The organism is Paenibacillus artemisiicola (genome assembly GCF_017652985.1).
In the GTDB taxonomy this organism is placed as follows: Bacteria; Bacillota; Bacilli; order Paenibacillales; family Paenibacillaceae; genus Paenibacillus_Z; species Paenibacillus_Z artemisiicola.
In genome coordinates this window covers 1-17,630 of the sequence record NZ_JAGGDJ010000051.1, presented here as the reverse complement: position 1 = coordinate 17,630, position 17,630 = coordinate 1, and the positions used below count along the sequence as shown (strand labels likewise).

The 17,630-nt window shown below is 59.5% G+C and carries 17 protein-coding genes and 1 rRNA gene; 12 read left to right on the top strand and 6 right to left on the bottom strand.

Going from position 1 to position 17,630, the window contains the following annotated elements; genetic code table 11:
* Positions 1–49: 49 nt before the first annotated feature.
* Positions 50–568, bottom strand: coding sequence for a thiol peroxidase (gene tpx, locus I8J29_RS29065; RefSeq protein WP_090640955.1), 519 nt, complete (start codon positions 566–568; stop codon positions 50–52).
* Positions 569–666: 98 nt separating this feature from the next.
* Here tpx and I8J29_RS29060 point away from each other — a divergent pair, with 98 nt between their 5' ends.
* The 3 genes from I8J29_RS29060 (at position 667) to I8J29_RS29050 (ending at position 4,265) form a co-directional block, all read left to right on the top strand.
* A complete protein-coding gene (locus I8J29_RS29060; protein ID WP_208850826.1) occupies positions 667–1,287 on the top strand; it encodes a rhomboid family intramembrane serine protease in 621 nt (206 codons plus the stop codon).
* Positions 1,288–1,334: 47 nt separating this feature from the next.
* Positions 1,335–2,243, top strand: coding sequence for a glutamate biosynthesis transcriptional regulator GltC (gltC, locus tag I8J29_RS29055; protein WP_208850825.1), 909 nt, complete (start codon positions 1,335–1,337; stop codon positions 2,241–2,243).
* Positions 2,244–2,441: 198 nt separating this feature from the next.
* A complete protein-coding gene (locus I8J29_RS29050) occupies positions 2,442–4,265 on the top strand; it encodes a peptidoglycan D,D-transpeptidase FtsI family protein (RefSeq protein ID WP_208850824.1) in 1,824 nt (607 codons plus the stop codon).
* A 19-nt stretch (positions 4,266–4,284) separates the two neighbouring features.
* On the opposite strand, the gene I8J29_RS29045 is transcribed toward I8J29_RS29050, so the two are convergent.
* Positions 4,285–5,409: an AI-2E family transporter gene (locus tag I8J29_RS29045; protein ID WP_208850823.1), complete on the bottom strand. Its 1,125-nt coding sequence runs from the start codon at positions 5,407–5,409 to the stop codon at positions 4,285–4,287.
* 232 nt (positions 5,410–5,641) lie between these two features.
* Between I8J29_RS29045 and I8J29_RS29040 the strand changes: the two genes are divergently transcribed.
* Together I8J29_RS29040 and I8J29_RS29035 are read left to right on the top strand one after the other, a co-directional pair.
* The gene (locus I8J29_RS29040) at positions 5,642–7,069 is read left to right on the top strand and encodes a polysaccharide deacetylase family protein (protein ID WP_208850822.1); all 1,428 of its coding nucleotides are present in this window, start codon (positions 5,642–5,644) and stop codon (positions 7,067–7,069) included.
* Positions 7,070–7,267: 198 nt separating this feature from the next.
* Positions 7,268–7,915: an anti-sigma factor domain-containing protein gene (locus tag I8J29_RS29035; RefSeq protein ID WP_208850821.1), complete on the top strand. Its 648-nt coding sequence runs from the start codon at positions 7,268–7,270 to the stop codon at positions 7,913–7,915.
* Between the two features lie 20 nt (positions 7,916–7,935).
* Here the strand turns inward: I8J29_RS29035 and I8J29_RS29030 are convergent, their stop codons facing one another.
* Together I8J29_RS29030 and ilvD are read right to left on the bottom strand one after the other, a co-directional pair.
* Entirely contained in the window at positions 7,936–8,550 is a 615-nt protein-coding gene (locus I8J29_RS29030; protein WP_208850820.1) for a PH domain-containing protein, read from the bottom strand.
* Positions 8,551–8,674: 124 nt separating this feature from the next.
* The gene (ilvD, locus tag I8J29_RS29025) at positions 8,675–10,363 is read right to left on the bottom strand and encodes a dihydroxy-acid dehydratase (protein ID WP_208850819.1); all 1,689 of its coding nucleotides are present in this window, start codon (positions 10,361–10,363) and stop codon (positions 8,675–8,677) included.
* Positions 10,364–10,716: 353 nt separating this feature from the next.
* Between ilvD and I8J29_RS29020 the strand changes: the two genes are divergently transcribed.
* The 6 genes from I8J29_RS29020 (at position 10,717) to I8J29_RS28995 (ending at position 15,510) form a co-directional block, all read left to right on the top strand.
* The gene (locus I8J29_RS29020) at positions 10,717–11,019 is read left to right on the top strand and encodes an urease subunit gamma (protein WP_208850818.1); all 303 of its coding nucleotides are present in this window, start codon (positions 10,717–10,719) and stop codon (positions 11,017–11,019) included.
* Positions 11,020–11,040: 21 nt separating this feature from the next.
* On the top strand, positions 11,041–11,409 hold the full coding sequence (ureB, locus tag I8J29_RS29015; RefSeq protein WP_208850817.1) for an urease subunit beta: 369 nt from the start codon (positions 11,041–11,043) through the stop codon (positions 11,407–11,409).
* On the top strand, positions 11,406–13,124 hold the full coding sequence (gene ureC / locus I8J29_RS29010) for an urease subunit alpha (RefSeq protein ID WP_208850816.1): 1,719 nt from the start codon (positions 11,406–11,408) through the stop codon (positions 13,122–13,124). The genes ureB and ureC overlap by 4 nt, the downstream gene beginning before the upstream one ends.
* Positions 13,121–13,867, top strand: a complete 747-nt coding sequence (locus tag I8J29_RS29005) for an urease accessory protein UreF (RefSeq protein WP_240546566.1) — start codon at positions 13,121–13,123, stop codon at positions 13,865–13,867. The genes ureC and I8J29_RS29005 overlap by 4 nt, the downstream gene beginning before the upstream one ends.
* Before the next feature lie 97 nt (positions 13,868–13,964).
* Complete coding sequence (ureG, locus tag I8J29_RS29000; RefSeq protein ID WP_208850814.1) at positions 13,965–14,681, top strand: urease accessory protein UreG; 717 nt, start codon at positions 13,965–13,967, stop codon at positions 14,679–14,681.
* Positions 14,617–15,510, top strand: a complete 894-nt coding sequence (locus I8J29_RS28995) for an urease accessory protein UreD (protein ID WP_240546565.1) — start codon at positions 14,617–14,619, stop codon at positions 15,508–15,510. Before ureG ends, I8J29_RS28995 begins: the two co-directional genes overlap by 65 nt.
* A gap of 39 nt (positions 15,511–15,549) precedes the next feature.
* Here the strand turns inward: I8J29_RS28995 and I8J29_RS28990 are convergent, their stop codons facing one another.
* Positions 15,550–16,110: a GNAT family N-acetyltransferase gene (locus I8J29_RS28990; protein ID WP_208850813.1), complete on the bottom strand. Its 561-nt coding sequence runs from the start codon at positions 16,108–16,110 to the stop codon at positions 15,550–15,552.
* Positions 16,111–16,440: 330 nt separating this feature from the next.
* Positions 16,441–16,791 carry a hypothetical protein gene (locus tag I8J29_RS28985; protein ID WP_208850812.1) on the bottom strand — a complete coding sequence of 117 codons (351 nt, stop codon included), beginning with the start codon at positions 16,789–16,791 and terminating at the stop codon, positions 16,441–16,443.
* A gap of 501 nt (positions 16,792–17,292) precedes the next feature.
* On the opposite strand from I8J29_RS28985, the gene I8J29_RS28980 reads away from it, so the two are divergent.
* Positions 17,293–17,630 (top strand): 16S ribosomal RNA (locus I8J29_RS28980); the annotation flags it as partial.

Genomic DNA, 17,630 nt, shown 5'->3' with positions numbered 1-17,630 from the left:
AGGAAGGGAATCCCTGTCCTCGCTTTTCTGATGATTCCGCCCGAATGGCTTATACGAGTGCTTGCAGCGCGTTCAGCGCGTTTTCGTAGTTCGGGTGTTCCGTCATTTCGCTAAGCACTTCGATGTATTGGATCTTATCGTTGGCGTCGATGACGAAGATGGCGCGCATGTCGAGCGCGAATTCCTTGATCAATACGCCGTAAGCTTCGCCGAAGTTGTTGTTCTTGTAGTCGGAGAGCAGAACCACGCGGTCCACGCCGGCGGCGCCGCACCAGCGGGCTTGCGCAAACGGAAGATCCGCGCTGACCGTCAGGATGACGACGTTGTCGCCGAATTTGCTTGCTTCTTCGTTGAAGCGGCGGGTCTGCGCGTCGCAAACGCCCGTATCGATGGAAGGCACGACGCTGATGAGCTTTACTTTGCCGGCATAGTCCTTCAAGGAAACGACGTCCACGAGCGATTTGTTCAGTTGAAAATCAGGGGCTTGGTCGCCGACCTTGAGTTCCGGTCCGATCAGCGTGAGCGGGTTGCCTTTAAATGTCGAAACGCCTGCACGTTCTTGAGCCATTATGAAATAGCCTCCTCGATTGGAATTGGTTTCTACCAAAATCATTATAAGCATAACGAAATACGGTTGTCCAATAAGGATGCGTAAAGGAGACGTCCATGATCTTTCTTCGTTACGAAAGCTTCCAAGGCTATTTGCGGATGTATCCCGTCACGTCCGCGATTCTGCTGCTCAATATTTTGGCGTATGCGGCCGATCACTTGCTGTTGGACGGCCGGCTGCTGAATTGGGGTTTGTTTTACAGCTCCCCGGGCGACAATTACTTCTCGTTGGAGGAACCGTGGCGCTATGTGACGGCCATCTTCCTGCACCTCAGTCTGTCGCATATTTTTTACAACCTGTTCAGCATTCTCGTCTTCGCGCCTCCGCTCGAACGGATGCTCGGCCATTGGAAGTACGCCGCGTTCTACTTAATTAGCGGCATCGTCGGCAATTTGGTCAGCGTCATCGCGAATCCGACGACGGCCGGAGCCGGCGCTTCCGGCGCGATCTACGGCGTGTTCGGCGCGTATCTCTTTTTGGCGCTGATGAAGCGGTCGCTGGATCCCAACTCGCGCAAGACGGTGTATACGATTTTGATTTTCGGCGTTATTTATACGCTGATCGTGCCGAACATCGGCATCTGGGCGCACTTCGGCGGCTTGCTGGCCGGGTTCGCGCTCGCGTATGCCTACGACTGGTACCTGATCGCGAGACGGGACCGCTCCTATCGGCGGTGACGCGGGCAGCGGGATCGAACCAAGCTTTTTTGGGGGATAGGAACGTTATGGAGCTTCGTCAATTGTATTATTTCGTCAAAGTAGCCAAGCGCGAGCATGTCACGAAGGCGGCGGAGGAGCTGCACGTGGCCCAATCGGCCGTCAGCCGGCAGATTCATCAGCTAGAGGAGGAGCTGGGGGCGAAGCTGTTCCTGCAGAAGGGCCGCAATCTGCAGCTCACGCCGGTCGGATCGCTGTTCCTGAAGCGCGCGGAGGTCATTCTGGCGGATCTCGAACGGGCTGTCATGGAGATCCAGGAGTTTCTGGACCCCGACAAGGGCGAAGTTCGCCTCGGCTTCCCGCACAGCTTGGGCATCTCGCTCATTCCGGAAGTCGTCGCGGCGTTTCGTAAAATGAACCCGAACGTCAATTTTCGCTTCCGGCAAGGCATGTATCCGTCGCTGATTCAGGATGTGATGAAGGGCGACGTGGATCTGGCCTTCGTCTCACCGTATCCCGAGAAGCACGCGCACGTGACCGGGCAAACGGTGCTGACGGAAGAGCTGTTCGCCATCCTGCCGCCCGGCCATCCGCTGTCGAGCGAGGAAGCGATCGATTTGAGCCAGCTGAAGGACGAGACGTTCGTGCTGTTCAGCGACGGCTATTCGCTGCGCCCGATCGTGATGGACGCATGCCGGGAAGCCGGATTCGCGCCGCGCATCGGGTTCGAAGGGCAGGAGACGGATACGATCCGCGGCCTCGTGGCCGCCGGCATGGGCGTCAGCCTGCTGCCGGAAATGGCCCTGCAGGGGGCGGGCAAGCTGCAGCCGGCCAAGGTGCGCGTCCGTTCGCCGCGCGTCACGCGGACGATCGGCTTGATCTACCGCTCCAACGAGAAGCTCCCCCTTGTGGCGAAAGCGTTTCAGCGGTTTTTGCTCGATTTCTTCGCCTGCATTGAATCGAAGAACCGGTTGTAAGGCAGCCGTGCTCGCAGAGAGGCGACGGCTTATGGACGGAACGCCTTGTACGGCGCCGCGGATATTTGCTTTCCGCCGCGCCGCGCAAGGCGTTTTTTGTCGTGCCGCCAAGCGGCCCTCCAGGTCTGAAGGGCCGCCCGCAAGGAGATACTGGAAGGCAAATGCAGTGCATGAACGATAGCGGAGGCGGACGGCGGGATGAGCAAGGAATGGCGAAGAAAGAGGCAGCGCAGGGTATTTCACGCCCTGCTCGGCATGAGTCTGCTGTTGGCCGGCATGTTGCTTCGGCTGGCCTGGCTGCAGCTGGCGCCGGCGAAAACGGCGTCCGCCGAAAGCTCGCATTGGAAGACGGAATCCGTCGCCCAGCGGGAACGCGAACTCGTGCTCGACAGCGGACGCGGCGATTTCGTGGACCGGCACGGATTGACCTTGACGGGAGAGACGTACGAGGCGCTCGCGGTGTTTCCGATGCAGGCGAAGGCGCGGCCGGCCGGCGACCCGGCGGACTTGACGCGCCTGGCCGCGTCGCTCGGCGTGCCGGAGGAACGGCTGGACCGCTGGATGAAGTCGCTCAAAGAACCGGCATTCTGGCGGGCGGAAGGAGCAGGCAGGCCCCTTAAACTGACGGCGAAGCAGGTGGAGGTCATGCGCAGGCTTCGGCTGAACGGCGTGCGCGTCCTGCCGTACCGGAACCGGTATCCGGACGGCTTCCGCGCCAAGCACGCGCTCGGTTACGTCAGCCAGCATCCCGAGCTGCTGCGGCTGGATTACGCGCTTCGGCTGCGGGAGCGGACGATGAAGCTGACGGATCTGACCGGCGGAGCGGGACTCGAACGCTCGCTGGACGCCTTGCTGCAAGGAACGGGACCGACCACGGTATCGTATTTCACCGACGGCGCGGACAAGCCCATGCACGGCTTAGAGTGGCGGCTGAAGCGACCGACGAATCCGTTTTATCCGATAAAGGTGCGAACGACGCTGGATCGAACGGTGCAGAACCGGCTGGAAGCCTATGTCGACAAGGAAGGCTTGCGGGAAGGCGCGGTCGTGGTCTTGGATGCGGACACCGCGGACGTCGTCGCGATGATCTCCCGGACGGGCACCGCCCCTGGGCGGGGGGCCGGCGCCGGGACGGAGGACTACGTGAATCGCGCCGTGCGGGCCGCGACGCCGGGCTCGATCTTCAAGCTCGTGACGGAAGCCGCCGCGCTCGAAGCCCATGCCGTCGACGAAAGAGAGCTGTTCCACTGCGGGGGCGATTATGGCCGTTACGGGCTTCACTGCTGGAAGCGCGGCGGCCACGGCAACCTCACGCTGCAGGATGCGCTGGCCGGCTCATGCAACGTCGCGTTCGCCACGCTGGCGGAACGGTTGGACGCGCGCCAACTGTATGTCACGGCCGAGAAGCTTGGCATCGGCGAGCAGGTGGGGTGGGCAAGCGCCGCGCCTTTCGCGCCGCTGGACAAGCCGCTGAGGCTTTTGCCGGAGGAAGAAGGGGGCCATGTCTTCGCCGCCTTGCCGACCGTCCGCGACGGCGGGCAGCTGGCGCAGACGGGGATCGGCCAGCGCGACGTGCGGCTGTCGCCGCTGCAAGCGGCCAACCTGGTCGTCACGCTGCTGCACGGCGGCCTGGTGCAGGAGCCTCGGCTCGCGAGCGAAATCCGATACGGCACCGGTCAGCTGCTGGCCAGAATACCGCGTCAAGCGTGGCCCTCGCGCTACGGTCAAGTGAGCCGGAAGACGACGGAGACGATCCTGCGCGGCATGGAAGCGGTCGTCGCCTACGGCACCGGCCGAAGCATTGCCGAAGGCCGGTGGCCCGTCGCCGGGAAATCCGGCACCGCGCAAGTGATGCAGGGCGGGACGGAACGGCTCAATCAGTGGTTCGTCGGGTACGGTCCCGTCCGTTCGCCCCGTTACGCCGTGGCTGTGCTCGCCGAGAATCGCGGCGTCCGCACGCCCAATCAGGCGACGCGGCTGTTCCGGGGCGTTATGGACATTTTGGCGGCGCCCGGCCAATGAAAGGAAAAAGCCGGATCCATCAACGGATGGAATCCGGCTCTTCGTACGGGTTCGTGGGGTTCTCGAATTCGCCCTTCGGCGAATGAATCCAGCGGTGGAAGTACCGCTGATCGTACAGCGCCTTCAGCAGAATCATGAGGATCGGCGACAAGATGACCCCTGAGATGCCGAAGAGCGAAAGCGACACGATCATGAAGGCGAGCATCGTGAACGCCGAGACGCCGAGCGTATCGCCCGTGATTTTGGGCTCCAGGATTTGGCGCGTGAGCACGACGAACAGGAACAGCACGGTCAGCCATATCGCGAGCGACGTCTGGCCCACGATGAAGAGGTAAATAATCCACGGAATAAAGACCGTCCCCACGCCGAGCAGCGGCAGCACGTCGAAGAACGCGGACAAGAGCGCGATCGAGAAGGCGTTCTGCACGCCGAGCGCCAGCAGCGCGACGAATATCACGGCGAACGTGATGCTGATCAGCTTGCCCTGCGCTTTCAAGTACCCCGCAATGCCGACAAAGACGTTCTCGCGCAGAAACTGAAACGCGCGCTTGAACGTGTTCGGCGTCTTTTCCTTCGCAAGCCGCTTCCACTCCGTGATTTCCAAGCTGAGAAAATAGGCGAGAATAATCCCGATCGAGAAGTTAATGATAAACGTGGAGAACGACATCAAGTAACCGCCGAGCGCGCGCAGGAAATTCACGGCCAGCCGCTGGCCCCAATCGGTGACGTAGCCGATGACTTCCTCGGCCTTGTCGACGACGTCGGGCGGCAAGCCGGAGATCTTGTCCTGCAGCAGGCCGGCATTCGACTGGAACTGGTCGACGAGCAGCCGCTGGTACGTCGGAAGCTTGTCCGCGAGCCCCGTGACCTGCGTCGTGACCACGTAACCGGCGCCGACGAACGCGGCGACGATGACGAGCGTGAACAGAAGGACGGAGATGCCGGCGGCGATCGATTTCTTCAGTCCGAGTCGCGTCAGCCAACGGGCAGGCGGCTCGATAAACAAATAAATCAGGAACGAGAGAAAGATCGGCGTCGCGATGCGGTATAAATAACTGAACAGAAACATGATGAGCCAGACCGTGAAGACGATCAGCGCGATATCGAACGCGGTCCGCCAATACTTACGATAGAAAGAAAGCATGACAAAGCTCCTTTTCACTCTATGATTCTTTTATATAGAATACCATTATTTCCTAAAAACGCTATGTTTAGTGCATGGATTTCGCGCCGCCTTAACGTTTACTTTAACTTACGTAGCCGATTTCCGCGGGGCTATGGTACAATGGATGAAGCGATCAAGCAATGGGCACATGGCACTCCCTCTTCCATGGACGAACGAGCGATTGAAACTAGGGGTGGTGGGAAAACGAGACATGGAAAACTTCCTGCTGTGGGGCTTTTATTTTTTGACGTTTTATGCATTTTTGCCCGGTTTGGTCAGCCGGACGTTCGGATTTCGCGTATTCAAGCGGGGACGGGCCGAGCGCGAAATCGCGCTTACGTTCGACGACGGTCCCGATCCGGTCTATACGCCTTTGCTGCTTGATCTCTTGAAGCGCTACGATGCCAAAGCGACGTTTTTCGTCGTGGGCATCCATGCGGAGAAACATCCGGAGCTGCTGAAACGGATGCATGACGAAGGACATGTAATCGGCATTCATAATTACGTGCACAAAACGAACTGGCTCATGCGTCCGCGTACGGTCAAAAAACAGATCAACCGTACGTGCGAAATCATCCGTCAAGCGACCGGGTCGCAATCCGTATATTATCGCCCGCCATGGGGCATCGTCAACCTTTTCGACTTTTCGAATTTGGGCCACCTGCAAATTATACTATGGTCGGCCTTGTTTGGCGATTGGCGCAGGCGCGTAGGGTCCGAGCGGCTGCTGAAGCGGATGATGAAGAAGCTTCGGCCGGGCGAAGTGCTCTTGCTGCACGATTGCGGCGCGACGTTCGGCGCGGACAAGGATGCGCCCGTGAACATGCTGGCGGCGTTGGAGCCGTTTCTGGCCGCAGGGCAATCCAAGGGTTACCGGTTCGTGCATATCGCGGACATGATCGCCTTGACGGATCGGATCAAGAAGAAGGCGAAGAAACCGGCGGCGATGGGCTGGCTGAAGCGGATCGCCGTCGCCTGCTGGATGGGTTGGGAGCACGCGTTCCACGTGCTGTTCCGCGTCAAGGAAGTCGCCGAAGACTGTTTGTTTTTTTACCGGGTCGTGCCGTATCACGGCAAGACGCTGACGCTGTCGGACGGCAGCACCATCGCCGCGAAGGATCCCGTGGTCGAGCTTCACATGGACAACAAGAAGCTGCTGAAATTGATGTCCGAAGCGCGGTCGATGATGCAGCTGGCCGTCATGCTGCTCCGCGAAGCCAAGAAGAGCATGCCGCAGCTTGCGCGCAAGCTGGCCGCCGACGAAGCGGCCCAACCGGCGAAAGGGGTGTACGGCGTCAGCATGATCAACCGGGGCGTGGAGCAGTTCGGCTTCGACGTGCTGCCGATCCCGAAAGGCTTCTTCGATACGTCGACCCGCCTATACTTAAAGCTGCTGCTTCGGGTGCTCAACCCTTCGGGCAAGGAGCGCTTGCACGACCAGAGAAGCAAGCTGACGCCGAGCATCATGGCCATGTCCATGGAGCACTTCTGGCAGCATGCCGGGAGCGAGGTTCGGAACGAAACGAGCGTTGCGCGCAGGCAGTCGTCCAAGACCTACGAGGACAGCCTGCACGGCGGGGACGACCTCCCGCCCGTCGCGTACGACAATTCAAATGCCGCAAGGGAGTTTACGCCCTAGCGGCATTTTTTTTTGAAAATCAACCTCAATTCGTGCCGATGAATTGAAATTGCAATTTTCCCTTTCGCGGGTAAGATGAAAATAGACCCAATCGTTATTCGCGAAAGGATATCCGATATGAAGCGGCTAACAAGCCAAGAACCCGACAATCTATGCGACTGCGCCGCATCCTATATGTTCGGCGGTTTGGATGAAGCCATGCGGTCGACATTCGAGGACCACTTGACGCGATGCGGCGAATGCCGGCAGTTCGCGGCCGACATCGCCAGCGTCACGGACGACTGCCCGGAGCCCGGAGCCGCCGCGTGCGCGCCGACGGCCGGGCTAAAGGCATGGGTCCGCGCGCATCTTCTGCGCGACGATTTGACGGAGGAGGAGCTTGCGCGCTCGCCGCGGATCATCGGGGGCATGATCGCGGTGTGCCTGCTGCTGATCACGGCCGCGGCGCTGCTGGCCTTTCACACGAACGAACTGTCGTCTACCGGTTCTAGTCCCGCCGTTCCGTATTACCTCGAGCGCATCGTCGATCTTCAAGCTTCGGAGACGGGTTTCGCCGCCGGAGCCGAAGGGCATGCCGTCGTTATCTTCGACGGGTTCGGCGCCCATCTGGTCGTGCAAGCCGATAAGCTCCCTGAACCCGAGAAGGACGAAGCTTACCGCGTCTGGCTGCAGAAGGACGGCGTCTCCGTCAGCGCCGGCACGATCCCGACGGAGGCGGGAGAAGGCGCTATGCGCTGCGACGGCATCACGGGGCGCTTCGAACGGATCGCCATCTCGCTGGAACCCGACGCGGCCGTCGCGAACGGCCCGCATGGACCGCTCGTGTTGACGGGGGACTTCTCTTAGCCAGGGGCCGCGATGACGTGTTAATGATGCATATAACGATCGAACACGGTACCGAAGTCTTTGGATTTAAACTGTTTCTGCGTATCGGTCAACCAGTTGAACGCGATCTGGTTGACAGCTTTGAATTGCTCGGACAAGTCGATTTCCGCCTTGTGAATCTGACTGACGGTCGCGGTCGCCATATCGAGGCTCTGCCGCGCGAAACTGAGCGAGATCTCGTTCTCGTGGGTAATTTCGGCGATTTTGATCAGCGCTTTGTACAGATCCTTCAAGTCCTCGAGGTATTTTTTGCTGACGTCGATGGAGAACGGCGTGCCGCCGAGGGAGAATTTGATCTCGACGTCCAGATCGACCGTACCGGCCGTTTCGAGCGTGACGTCCGCGACCTTATAGGTGCTGTACGCATAGCGATGCAGGATCCGCTTCTTGCTGATGGCGCTATCGCCGTCCAGATGAAGGAGCGCCAGATTGGTGAAGCAGTATTCGTCCGACTTGGACTTGATGACGAAATAAATTTTCTCCTGATCTTCATGCAGAATATAATCGTCTGCGTCGACCTTGTCGTAGTTCTCCGGTTTAATGACGGCGCCAAGATCGCTTAACCCCAGTAGATCCGCGGCTACTTTACCGAACATATGCGTACGTCCTCCTCGTATAAAAAAATTCGCCCTGCGTGATGAACTGACATTCAGTCATACACAGGGCGAATCCTTTTCGTTTCACGTTAGCCCCGAAATGAAGGGCAAGCGGAGCGTTTTTTTAGTTGAACTTGAGCACGCCGCCCGTGCTGGCGTTCGTGACCAGATGGGAATAGCGGGCCAGGTAGCCTTTTTTAATCTTGGGCTCGAAGCCCGGCCATGCGGCACGGCGCGCTTCGAATTCCTCGTCGCTGATCAACAGGTTCATTTGGTTGTTGTTCAGATCGAGCTCGACGATATCGCCGTCATGGACGAACGCGATCGGTCCGCCTTCGGCCGCTTCCGGGGATACGTGGCCGATGCTGATGCCGCGGGATGCGCCGGAGAACCGGCCGTCCGTGACGAGGCCGACTTTCGCGCCGAGACCCATGCCGACGATTTGCGATGTCGGCGCGAGCATTTCCGGCATGCCCGGTCCGCCTTTCGGACCTTCGTAGCGGATGATGACGACATGGCCTTCTTTGACCTTGCCGTTGGCGATGCCGTGAAGCGCTTCGTCTTGGGAATCGAAGCAGATGGCAGGACCTTTGTGGTAGCCGCCGACGGATTTGTCGACCGCGCCGACCTTGATGATTCCTCCGCGCGGCGCCAGGTTGCCGAACAGGACGGCCAGGCCGCCGCGTTGGCTGTGCGGATTATCCAGCGTGTGAAGGACGTCCGTGTCTTTGATGTCGTGTCCGGCAACGTTTTCGCGCAGCGTTTTGCCCGTGACCGTCAGCATGTCGCCGTTCAGGGCGCCTTCCTTCTTGAAGAGCTCGTTGATGATGGCGCTGACGCCGCCGGCATTGTGCACGTCTTCGATGTGATAATCGGAAGCCGGCGCGATCTTGGCGAGGTGCGGCACGCGCGCCGCGACTTCGTTGATGCGCTCGATCGGGTATTCGATGCCGGCTTCATGCGCGATGGCGAGCGTGTGAAGCACGGTATTCGTGGAGCCGCCCATCGCCATGTCGAGGGCGAAGGCGTTGTCGATGGATTCCAGCTTCACGATATCGCGAGGCTTGAGGTCCATTTCAATCAATTTCATCAGCTGGCGAGCGGATTGCTTGACGAATTCTTTGCGCTCCGGGGAGACGGCGAGAATCGTGCCATTCCCGGGCAGCGCGAGGCCGAGGCCTTCGGCGAGGCAGTTCATGGAGTTCGCCGTGAACATGCCGGAACACGAGCCGCAGGTCGGGCAGCCGAATTGCTCGAGCTCGGTCAGGCCGGCTTCGTCGATCTTGCCGGCTTGGTAGGCGCCGACGCCTTCGAAGACGCTGGAGAGCGAGATGGAACGGCCGTCGGACGTTTTGCCGGCTTTCATCGGGCCGCCGCTGACCATGATCGTCGGAATGTTGACGCGCAGCGCGCCCATGATCATGCCCGGCGTGATCTTATCGCAGTTCGGGATGCAGACCATGCCGTCAAACCAGTGCGCGTTGACGACGGTCTCGACCGAGTCCGCGATTAGCTCGCGGCTCGCCAGGGAGTAGCGCATGCCGATGTGGCCCATGGCGATGCCGTCGTCGACGCCGATCGTGTTGAATTCGAATGGCACGCCGCCGGCTTCGCGGATCGCTTCTTTTACCAATTTACCGAATTCTTGAAGGTGAACGTGGCCGGGAATGATGTCGATGTACGAGTTGCACACCGCGATGAACGGTTTGCCGAAATCTTCTTCCTTGACGCCGGCGGCACGCAGCAAGCTGCGGTGAGGAGCGCGGTCAAAGCCTTTTTTGATCATGTCGGAACGCATCTTGTTTGAAGCCATATCGGTACCTCCCAATTGAATGTGCAATATTATTGAGTAGTCTATCACATTGCACTAGGAATGACCAGCATTCCGAGCCTTCGGGTCCCTCGCGAAAAGGTGGGAAAATCGGGTCTAATACGCAGCTTTCGAAAGGTCAATTCGACATAAACTGACATGATACTAACCGATTGTCCGAAATCATCGAATAATCTTTCATTGTATGTCAGTAAACTTAACACAAATCATTTACTTGCCTGGGGCAGGCCGTTATAATAGAAGGGCATCGCTCGGAATTACTCTCATCGCGGTGCCACCTAGTTCACGTTTCGCAAGATATGGATGAACCTAAAATAGAAGGAAGAGGTGTGTTCATGCAGCTGACTGAGCGCGAGAAGGAGAAGCTTCTCATTACGATCGCCGCCGATTTGGCCCGCAGGCGCCTTTCCCGCGGCGTCAAACTGAACTACCCGGAGAGCGTTGCGCTCATTACGTCCGAGATTTTGGAGGGCGCCCGCGATGGCCGGACGGTCGCCGAGCTGATGGCATACGGCACGACGATTCTGACTCGCGGCCAGGTGATGCCCGGCATTGCCGAAATGGTTCACGAGGTGCAAGTGGAAGCGACATTCCCGGACGGCACGAAGCTGGTTACGATTCATCATCCCATTCAGTAGCGACAGAGAGGATGATCGCCAATGATACCTGGGCAATACCGCACCGCGCCTGGCGAGATCGAATTGAATGCCGGCCGCGGGACGACGGAGATCGTCGTGGTCAATACGGGCGACCGACCTGTTCAGGTCGGCTCGCATTTTCATTTTTTCGAAGTGAACCGCGCGCTCGAGTTCCCGCGCGAGGAGGCGTTCGGCATGCGGCTTGACATTCCCGCCGGCACGGCGGTTCGGTTCGAGCCCGGGGAAGAGAAGCCCGTGCGGCTCGTCGAGCTCGGCGGCCGCAAGCGTTCTTACGGCTTGAACGGGCTTACGAACGGAGCGGCCGTCCGCGGCGCGCTTCCCGAAGAGGTCCGCGAGCGCCTCGCGGCCTGGAAGGGAGATCCGTCATGAGCAACATGGACCGGAGCAGCTACGCGGCGATGTTCGGCCCGACGACCGGCGATGCCGTCCGGCTGGCGGATACGGAGCTGTGGGCGATGATCGAACGGGATTACACGATTTATGGTGACGAATGCAAATTCGGAGGCGGCAAAGTCATCCGCGACGGCATGGGACAATCAAGCGGCGCGCTGCGCGGCGAAGGCGTGCTCGATACGCTGATTACGAATGCCATCGTCATCGACCATTGGGGCATCGTGAAGGCGGACATCGGCATTCGCGACGGCGTCATCGCCGGCATCGGTAAAGCCGGCAATCCCGACATCATGGACGGCGTCATGCCGAATCTGGTCGTGGGCGCCAGCACGGAAGTCATCGCCGGCGAAGGCAAAATCGTGACGGCCGGCGGCATCGACGCGCATATTCACTTTATCTGCCCGCAGCAGATCGAGACGGCGCTCTCCTCCGGCATCACGACGATGATCGGCGGCGGGACCGGCCCGGCGACCGGCACGAACGCAACGACTTGCACGCCCGGCGCGTGGCATATGCGGCGCATGCTGGAGGCGGCGGAGGCGTTCACGATGAATCTCGGCTTCACCGGCAAAGGGAATGCCTCGTTCGTCGGACCGCTCGTCGAACAGATCGAAGCGGGAGCGATCGGACTGAAGCTGCACGAGGATTGGGGCACGACGCCGGCGGCGATCGACGCGTGTTTGGAAGCGGCGGACCGGTACGACGTGCAGGTCGCCATTCATACGGACACGCTGAACGAAGCGGGCTTCCTGGAGGATACGCTGGCCGCGATCAAGGGACGGACCATCCATACGTACCATACGGAAGGCGCCGGCGGCGGCCATGCCCCGGACATCATCCGCGCGGCGGGCGAGCTCAACGTACTGCCGTCCTCCACGAATCCGACGCGTCCGTTTACGGTCAACACCATCGAAGAGCATCTGGACATGCTGATGGTCTGCCATCATTTGGACAGCCGCATTCCCGAAGACGTCGCGTTCGCGGATTCCCGCATCCGGCCGGAAACGATCGCGGCCGAGGATATCTTGCACGACATGGGCGTCTTCAGCATGCTGAGCTCCGATTCCCAGGCGATGGGGCGGGTCGGCGAAGTGATCATCCGGACGTGGCAGACGGCGGATAAGATGAAGAAACAGCGGGGCCCCCTCGCGCCGGACGCCGCGGACGAAGCGGACAACTTCCGCATTAAGCGCTATATCGCCAAATACACGATTAATCCCGCGATCACGCACGGCATCTCGCATCTGGTCGGTTCCATCGAGCCGGGCAAATTCGCCGATCTGGCGATTTGGAGCCCGATGTTCTTCGGCGTGAAGCCGGATCTCGTGCTGAAGGGCGGCACGATCGCCCATGCGCAGATGGGCGACCCCAATGCGTCGATTCCGACGCCGCAGCCGGTATTCGGCCGGATGATGTTCGGGGGCTTCGGCAAGGCCGTCGCGAGCAATTCCATCACGTTCGTATCGCAGGCGGCTTACGATCTCGGCATCGCGCAAGAGCTGGGGCTGCGGAAGCGCATCGAACCGGTGCGCGGCTGCCGCGCCGTCACGAAGAAAGACATGATTCACAACGACGCGACGCCGGTCATCGCGGTCAACCCCGAGACGTACGAAGTGAAGGTCGACGGCGTGCCGGCTACATGCGATCCCGCGGAGGTACTGCCGATGGCGCAGCGGTATTTTCTGTTTTGAACGAAGAGGCGAAGAAGGCGCTGACGGTCGAAAGGGAAGCGGCGGCGGAGGCGGGGGGCATCGTGCCTTGGCTCGCATTGCAGCAGCTGTTGGATTCGGCGCTGCCGATCGGCGGATTCTCGCATTCCTTCGGGCTCGAGACGCTCGTGCAGGAGGGGGCGGTTCGAACGAGCCGGCAGCTGGAAGACTACCTGACGGCCATGCTGACGCAAAGTTGGTCGACGTCCGATCTGATGGTCGTCAAGGCGGTTTACCGCGACGTTCCGGCAGAAGATTGGCAGTCGCTTTGGCACGTGGAGCGGCTCGTGCACGTGCAGCGGACGGCGGACGAGACCCGGACCGGCATCGAGAAAATGGGCCGGCGGCTCCTACGGCTGCTCGCCGCGATGCATCCGCGGCTCGATTGGCGGCCATTGTCGGAGGCGTCCAAGCGCGGCGATTGTTTGGCGTCGCATCCGCTCGTGTTCGGCTACGCCTGTCATCGCTTCGGCATTCCGCTCGCGCAAGCGGCGCAGGGCTATTTGTACGGCTGCATCGCGACCGGCGTGAACAGCGCGCTCCGGCTGATGTCCATCGGGCAGACGGAGGGCCAGCAGCTGATCGCCCGGCTTGCGCCCCGGACGGTCGAGGCTTGGGTGTTCGCAAGCGCGCTTCGGCCGGAGGATGCCTATGCGAATATGCCGCTCGGCGAAATCGCGATGATGCGCCACGAACAGCTCTACTCCCGCTTGTTCATGTCGTAGGCAGCGTTACGGAATTTGCGGGACGGCGATTTCAGGTTCCGGTAATAAGACGTTCTATATAGAAACAGGTTTTCTAAAATCCGAGGAGGTATGCCTTATGTGTCAAGGACAAGGTCATCATCACCGCGAATGGGAACAACCCGCGCCGGATCGGTCGCGGCCGATCCGGATCGGCATCGGAGGCCCGGTCGGCTCCGGCAAAACCGCTCTGGTCGAGAAGCTTGCGGGCGCGATCAAAGACAAGTACAACGTCGCGGTCATCACGAACGATATTTATACGAAGGAAGACGCGCGAATTCTGGCCGCGACCGGCGTGCTGCCGGAAGAGCGCATCATCGGCGTGGAGACGGGCGGCTGCCCGCATACGGCGATCCGCGAAGACGCCTCCATGAACTTCGAGGCGATCGACGAGCTGACCAGCCGTTTCGACGGGCTGGACCTGATCTTCATCGAGAGCGGCGGCGACAATTTGGCGGCGGCGTTCAGCCCCGAGTTGGTGGACCGCTTCATCTATATTATCGACGTGGCCCAAGGGGAGAAGATTCCCCGCAAAGGCGGACCGGGCATTATGCGCTCCGACCTGCTCGTCGTGAACAAAATCGATTTGGCGCCGTACGTCGGCGCGAGCCTGCAGGTAATGGAGGAGGACACGAAGCGAATGCGAGACGGGCGTCCGTACGTGTTTTCGAATCTGTACGGCGGCGTGAACGTCGATCAAATCGTGGCCTGGCTCGAGCATGAGCTCGCGCATGCGCGCGGCATCGCGCATCGCCACGATCATGAACACGATGCAGCCGAACATCGTCACGCCTGAGGCGCTGCGCGTTTCGGAGCTGCGGGCTTCGTTTCGGAAGCGGGATGCGCAAACCGTGCTCGCGTCCAAGTACCACACGGCGCCGATCAAAATCGCCAAGACGTTCCCTCTGGGCGGACCGCTCGGGGTCATCGTCATGGACGTCTCGCCCGGTCTGTTGGCCGGCGACCGGTACGAGCTTCAATGGCAAATCGAGGAAGACGCGCATGTGTGCCTGACGAACCAATCCTTCACGAAGGTGCACCCTGCGCCCGATGAACGGTCCGGCTCGTCGATGAAGCAAGTTTTCGAGCTCGGCGCAGGAGCCGTCGCGGAATGGATGCCGGAGCCGACGATGCTGTATCGCGACGCGGCGTTCGTGAACGAGACGGAGGTGTGGCTTGCGCCCGGCGCCGTATGGATGGGCGCGGACGTCTATTGTCCGGGGCGCACGCTTCGCGGCGAACGATTCGCGTATCGCGAATTTCGCAATAAGCTGAACGTATACTATGGAAACGAATTGATTTATGCGCAGCATCAGCGGATTTTGCCGGCGAGCCAACAGTTGGCTGCGCCCGGCTGCATGGCTGACATGACGCATGCCGGCGTGTTTTACGCGTTCTCCGACCGGATCGGCACGCCCGAAGCGGAGGCGGTCCGCGAAGCGCTCGGCGGCTTCCCGATCCGGGAAGGGCAGCCGCTTATTTGGGGCGTCACCTTGACGCATAAGCACGGCTTGGCGGTGATGGCGGCCGGCAATGCCGCTTGGGCGCTGCAGGAAGCGCTGGCTGCGGCGTGGTCGGCGCTCCGCATGCGGCTTCTGCTACAGCCGCTGACGTTTCGGAAATGAACAAAGCTGGCGGGGAAACCCGCCAGCTTTGTTCATTCTTTACGTTTCTAATGAAGAGGAAGATTGCGTAAAGTCGGATTTCGTCATCCCGAAGTATTCGACGTCTTCGAACCGGTCCCATTTCCGGATATGCTGCTTCATGATGCCTTCGTGACGCATGCCAGACTTGCGGAGCACGGCGGAGGAGGCCGGGTTTCGCGTCATGGCGGCGCCCCAGATACGGTTCAGGTTCAGCTCCTCGAATCCGAAGCGGATGACGCGGCTGGCGGCTTCGGTCGCATAGCCCTTGCCCCAGAAGGCGCTGCCAAGCCAATAGCCGAGTTCGGCGCGCCGATGTTCGGACGCGAGGTTCAGGCTGACACAGCCGATCAGCCGTCTTTCGGACCGCACGACGATCGCGAACGTATAGCCGTGCCCATGCTTGGCGGCGTCGGAACGGAACGCGATCCAGGTGTCGGCGGCGCCGTCAGGGTACGGATGCGGAAGCGAAAGGGTCGTGCTCGCCACGGCGTATTCGCCTGCTAAGCGCTGAACGACGTCGGCGTCTTGCGGCTCGAACGGACGCAGCAGCAGCCGTTCGGTATCGAATTGCAGGCGCATGCCCGCTCACCTCGCCCCGTTTTTCGTTCATTATACCGCAAAAAGAACCCCGCCGCGCCTCTTTTTAAGGAGAGGGCTTGGGGTTCTGCGGTTGCGTCTGAGCCGAATACGTCGTTAAAGCCGTTACTCCGAGGAACCGCCGCCTTTGTTCTTTTTGTCCGAAGTGCGCGTGGTCGTGTTTTGACGTCCGTGTCCTTGCTGCTTGGCCAAGTGTATCCCTCCTTCCGTGAAGCTGTTGCGTATTGTGCGTAGGATGGGAGGGCATTATGCGCATCAAAAAGCCTCGGTTCGAAAAGACGTCTGTCGTTTCGCGCCAAGGCTTCGGGATGGCTACATGGCCATGGGTTTACGTGCCGAGAGCAAGTTTTTTACGCCGTGCTGTCTCCATTTCGGGACATGCACCTGTTTGGTCTCGGAACAGCTTCGGTCGAAGCAGATCAGGCCGTCCGTGACGGAAAGCACTTTTCCGGCGTTCACGTAGCAGTTTGAGCTGACTTTCACGAATTGGCCCGAAGAAATGTAACGGTTCAGCTGTTCGGTAGGGACGCTCTTTTTTATATTGTAGTTTCTACCGTGGAAGCTGACCAGGCCGGCTTTGCCGACTTTAAAGTAGTAAATGTCCTTCTCGACCTCGAAGTTTTCGTACGTGCTTCTCGGTTCCTCCGCTACTACATTCATCATGTATTGCTCCCCCTTCATAAGATGAACTTGTTAGCGCTTTCATTCTATCACAAAGCCATTGCCTTGTGAACCGGAGGACAAGGTGTTGACGAAAATATTTCTTTTCGAGGAGCGGAATAGAGGCGTTCTAATCATAATTGTTCAAACGTAGTGAAGGGCTGCTGGCGGCGGTTTTTCTTGTGTAAAATAATACCTGTTGCATCCATTGTTTTATTCGTGGTATATTCTAATTCCGGCCGGGACGAACGAGAAACGGTGCGGTGATCGAAAACGAAACAAGCCCGAAATTAAGGCTTGCCAAACGGTTTCGAGATATGATATATTCTAATTCCGGTCATGAGCCGGATGATGAATGTAACGACTTTGTTCCTTGAAAACTGAACAATGAGCGACCTGTCAAAAGGTTTGAACAAGCTAGTTTTTGAATGAGCTAACAAGCGAATTCATCTCAGCGGAATGCTGCATGTCCAACCTCCGGTTGTACACGCAAACCAATCCGCTTTTATGGAGAGTTTGATCCTGGCTCAGGACGAACGCTGGCGGCGTGCCTAATACATGCAAGTCGAGCGGAGTTATTCCTTCGGGGATAGCTTAGCGGCGGACGGGTGAGTAACACGTAGGCAACCTGCCTGCAAGACCGGGATAACATTCGGAAACGAATGCTAATACCGGATACGCAGTTTCCTCGCATGGGGAGACTGGGAAAGACGGCGCAAGCTGTCACTTGCAGATGGGCCTGCGGTGCATTAGCTAGTTGGCGAGGTAACGGCTCACCAAGGCGACGATGCATAGCCGACCTGAGAGGGTGATCGGCCACACTGGGACTGAGACACGGCCCA

What these genes read in the sequence shown, in the direction of transcription:
- tpx (WP_090640955.1), bottom strand. Translation starts at nt 568, where the DNA reads ATGGCTCAAGAACGTGCAGGCGTTTCGACATTTAAAGGCAACCCGCTC.
- I8J29_RS29060 (WP_208850826.1), top strand. Translation starts at nt 667, where the DNA reads ATGATCTTTCTTCGTTACGAAAGCTTCCAAGGCTATTTGCGGATGTAT.
- gltC (WP_208850825.1), top strand. Translation starts at nt 1,335, where the DNA reads ATGGAGCTTCGTCAATTGTATTATTTCGTCAAAGTAGCCAAGCGCGAG.
- I8J29_RS29050 (WP_208850824.1), top strand. Translation starts at nt 2,442, where the DNA reads ATGAGCAAGGAATGGCGAAGAAAGAGGCAGCGCAGGGTATTTCACGCC.
- I8J29_RS29045 (WP_208850823.1), bottom strand. Translation starts at nt 5,409, where the DNA reads ATGCTTTCTTTCTATCGTAAGTATTGGCGGACCGCGTTCGATATCGCG.
- I8J29_RS29040 (WP_208850822.1), top strand. Translation starts at nt 5,642, where the DNA reads ATGGAAAACTTCCTGCTGTGGGGCTTTTATTTTTTGACGTTTTATGCA.
- I8J29_RS29035 (WP_208850821.1), top strand. Translation starts at nt 7,268, where the DNA reads ATGCGGTCGACATTCGAGGACCACTTGACGCGATGCGGCGAATGCCGG.
- I8J29_RS29030 (WP_208850820.1), bottom strand. Translation starts at nt 8,550, where the DNA reads ATGTTCGGTAAAGTAGCCGCGGATCTACTGGGGTTAAGCGATCTTGGC.
- ilvD (WP_208850819.1), bottom strand. Translation starts at nt 10,363, where the DNA reads ATGGCTTCAAACAAGATGCGTTCCGACATGATCAAAAAAGGCTTTGAC.
- I8J29_RS29020 (WP_208850818.1), top strand. Translation starts at nt 10,717, where the DNA reads ATGCAGCTGACTGAGCGCGAGAAGGAGAAGCTTCTCATTACGATCGCC.
- ureB (WP_208850817.1), top strand. Translation starts at nt 11,041, where the DNA reads ATGATACCTGGGCAATACCGCACCGCGCCTGGCGAGATCGAATTGAAT.
- ureC (WP_208850816.1), top strand. Translation starts at nt 11,406, where the DNA reads ATGAGCAACATGGACCGGAGCAGCTACGCGGCGATGTTCGGCCCGACG.
- ureG (WP_208850814.1), top strand. Translation starts at nt 13,965, where the DNA reads ATGTGTCAAGGACAAGGTCATCATCACCGCGAATGGGAACAACCCGCG.
- I8J29_RS28995 (WP_240546565.1), top strand. Translation starts at nt 14,617, where the DNA reads ATGCGCGCGGCATCGCGCATCGCCACGATCATGAACACGATGCAGCCG.
- I8J29_RS28990 (WP_208850813.1), bottom strand. Translation starts at nt 16,110, where the DNA reads ATGCGCCTGCAATTCGATACCGAACGGCTGCTGCTGCGTCCGTTCGAG.
- I8J29_RS28985 (WP_208850812.1), bottom strand. Translation starts at nt 16,791, where the DNA reads ATGATGAATGTAGTAGCGGAGGAACCGAGAAGCACGTACGAAAACTTC.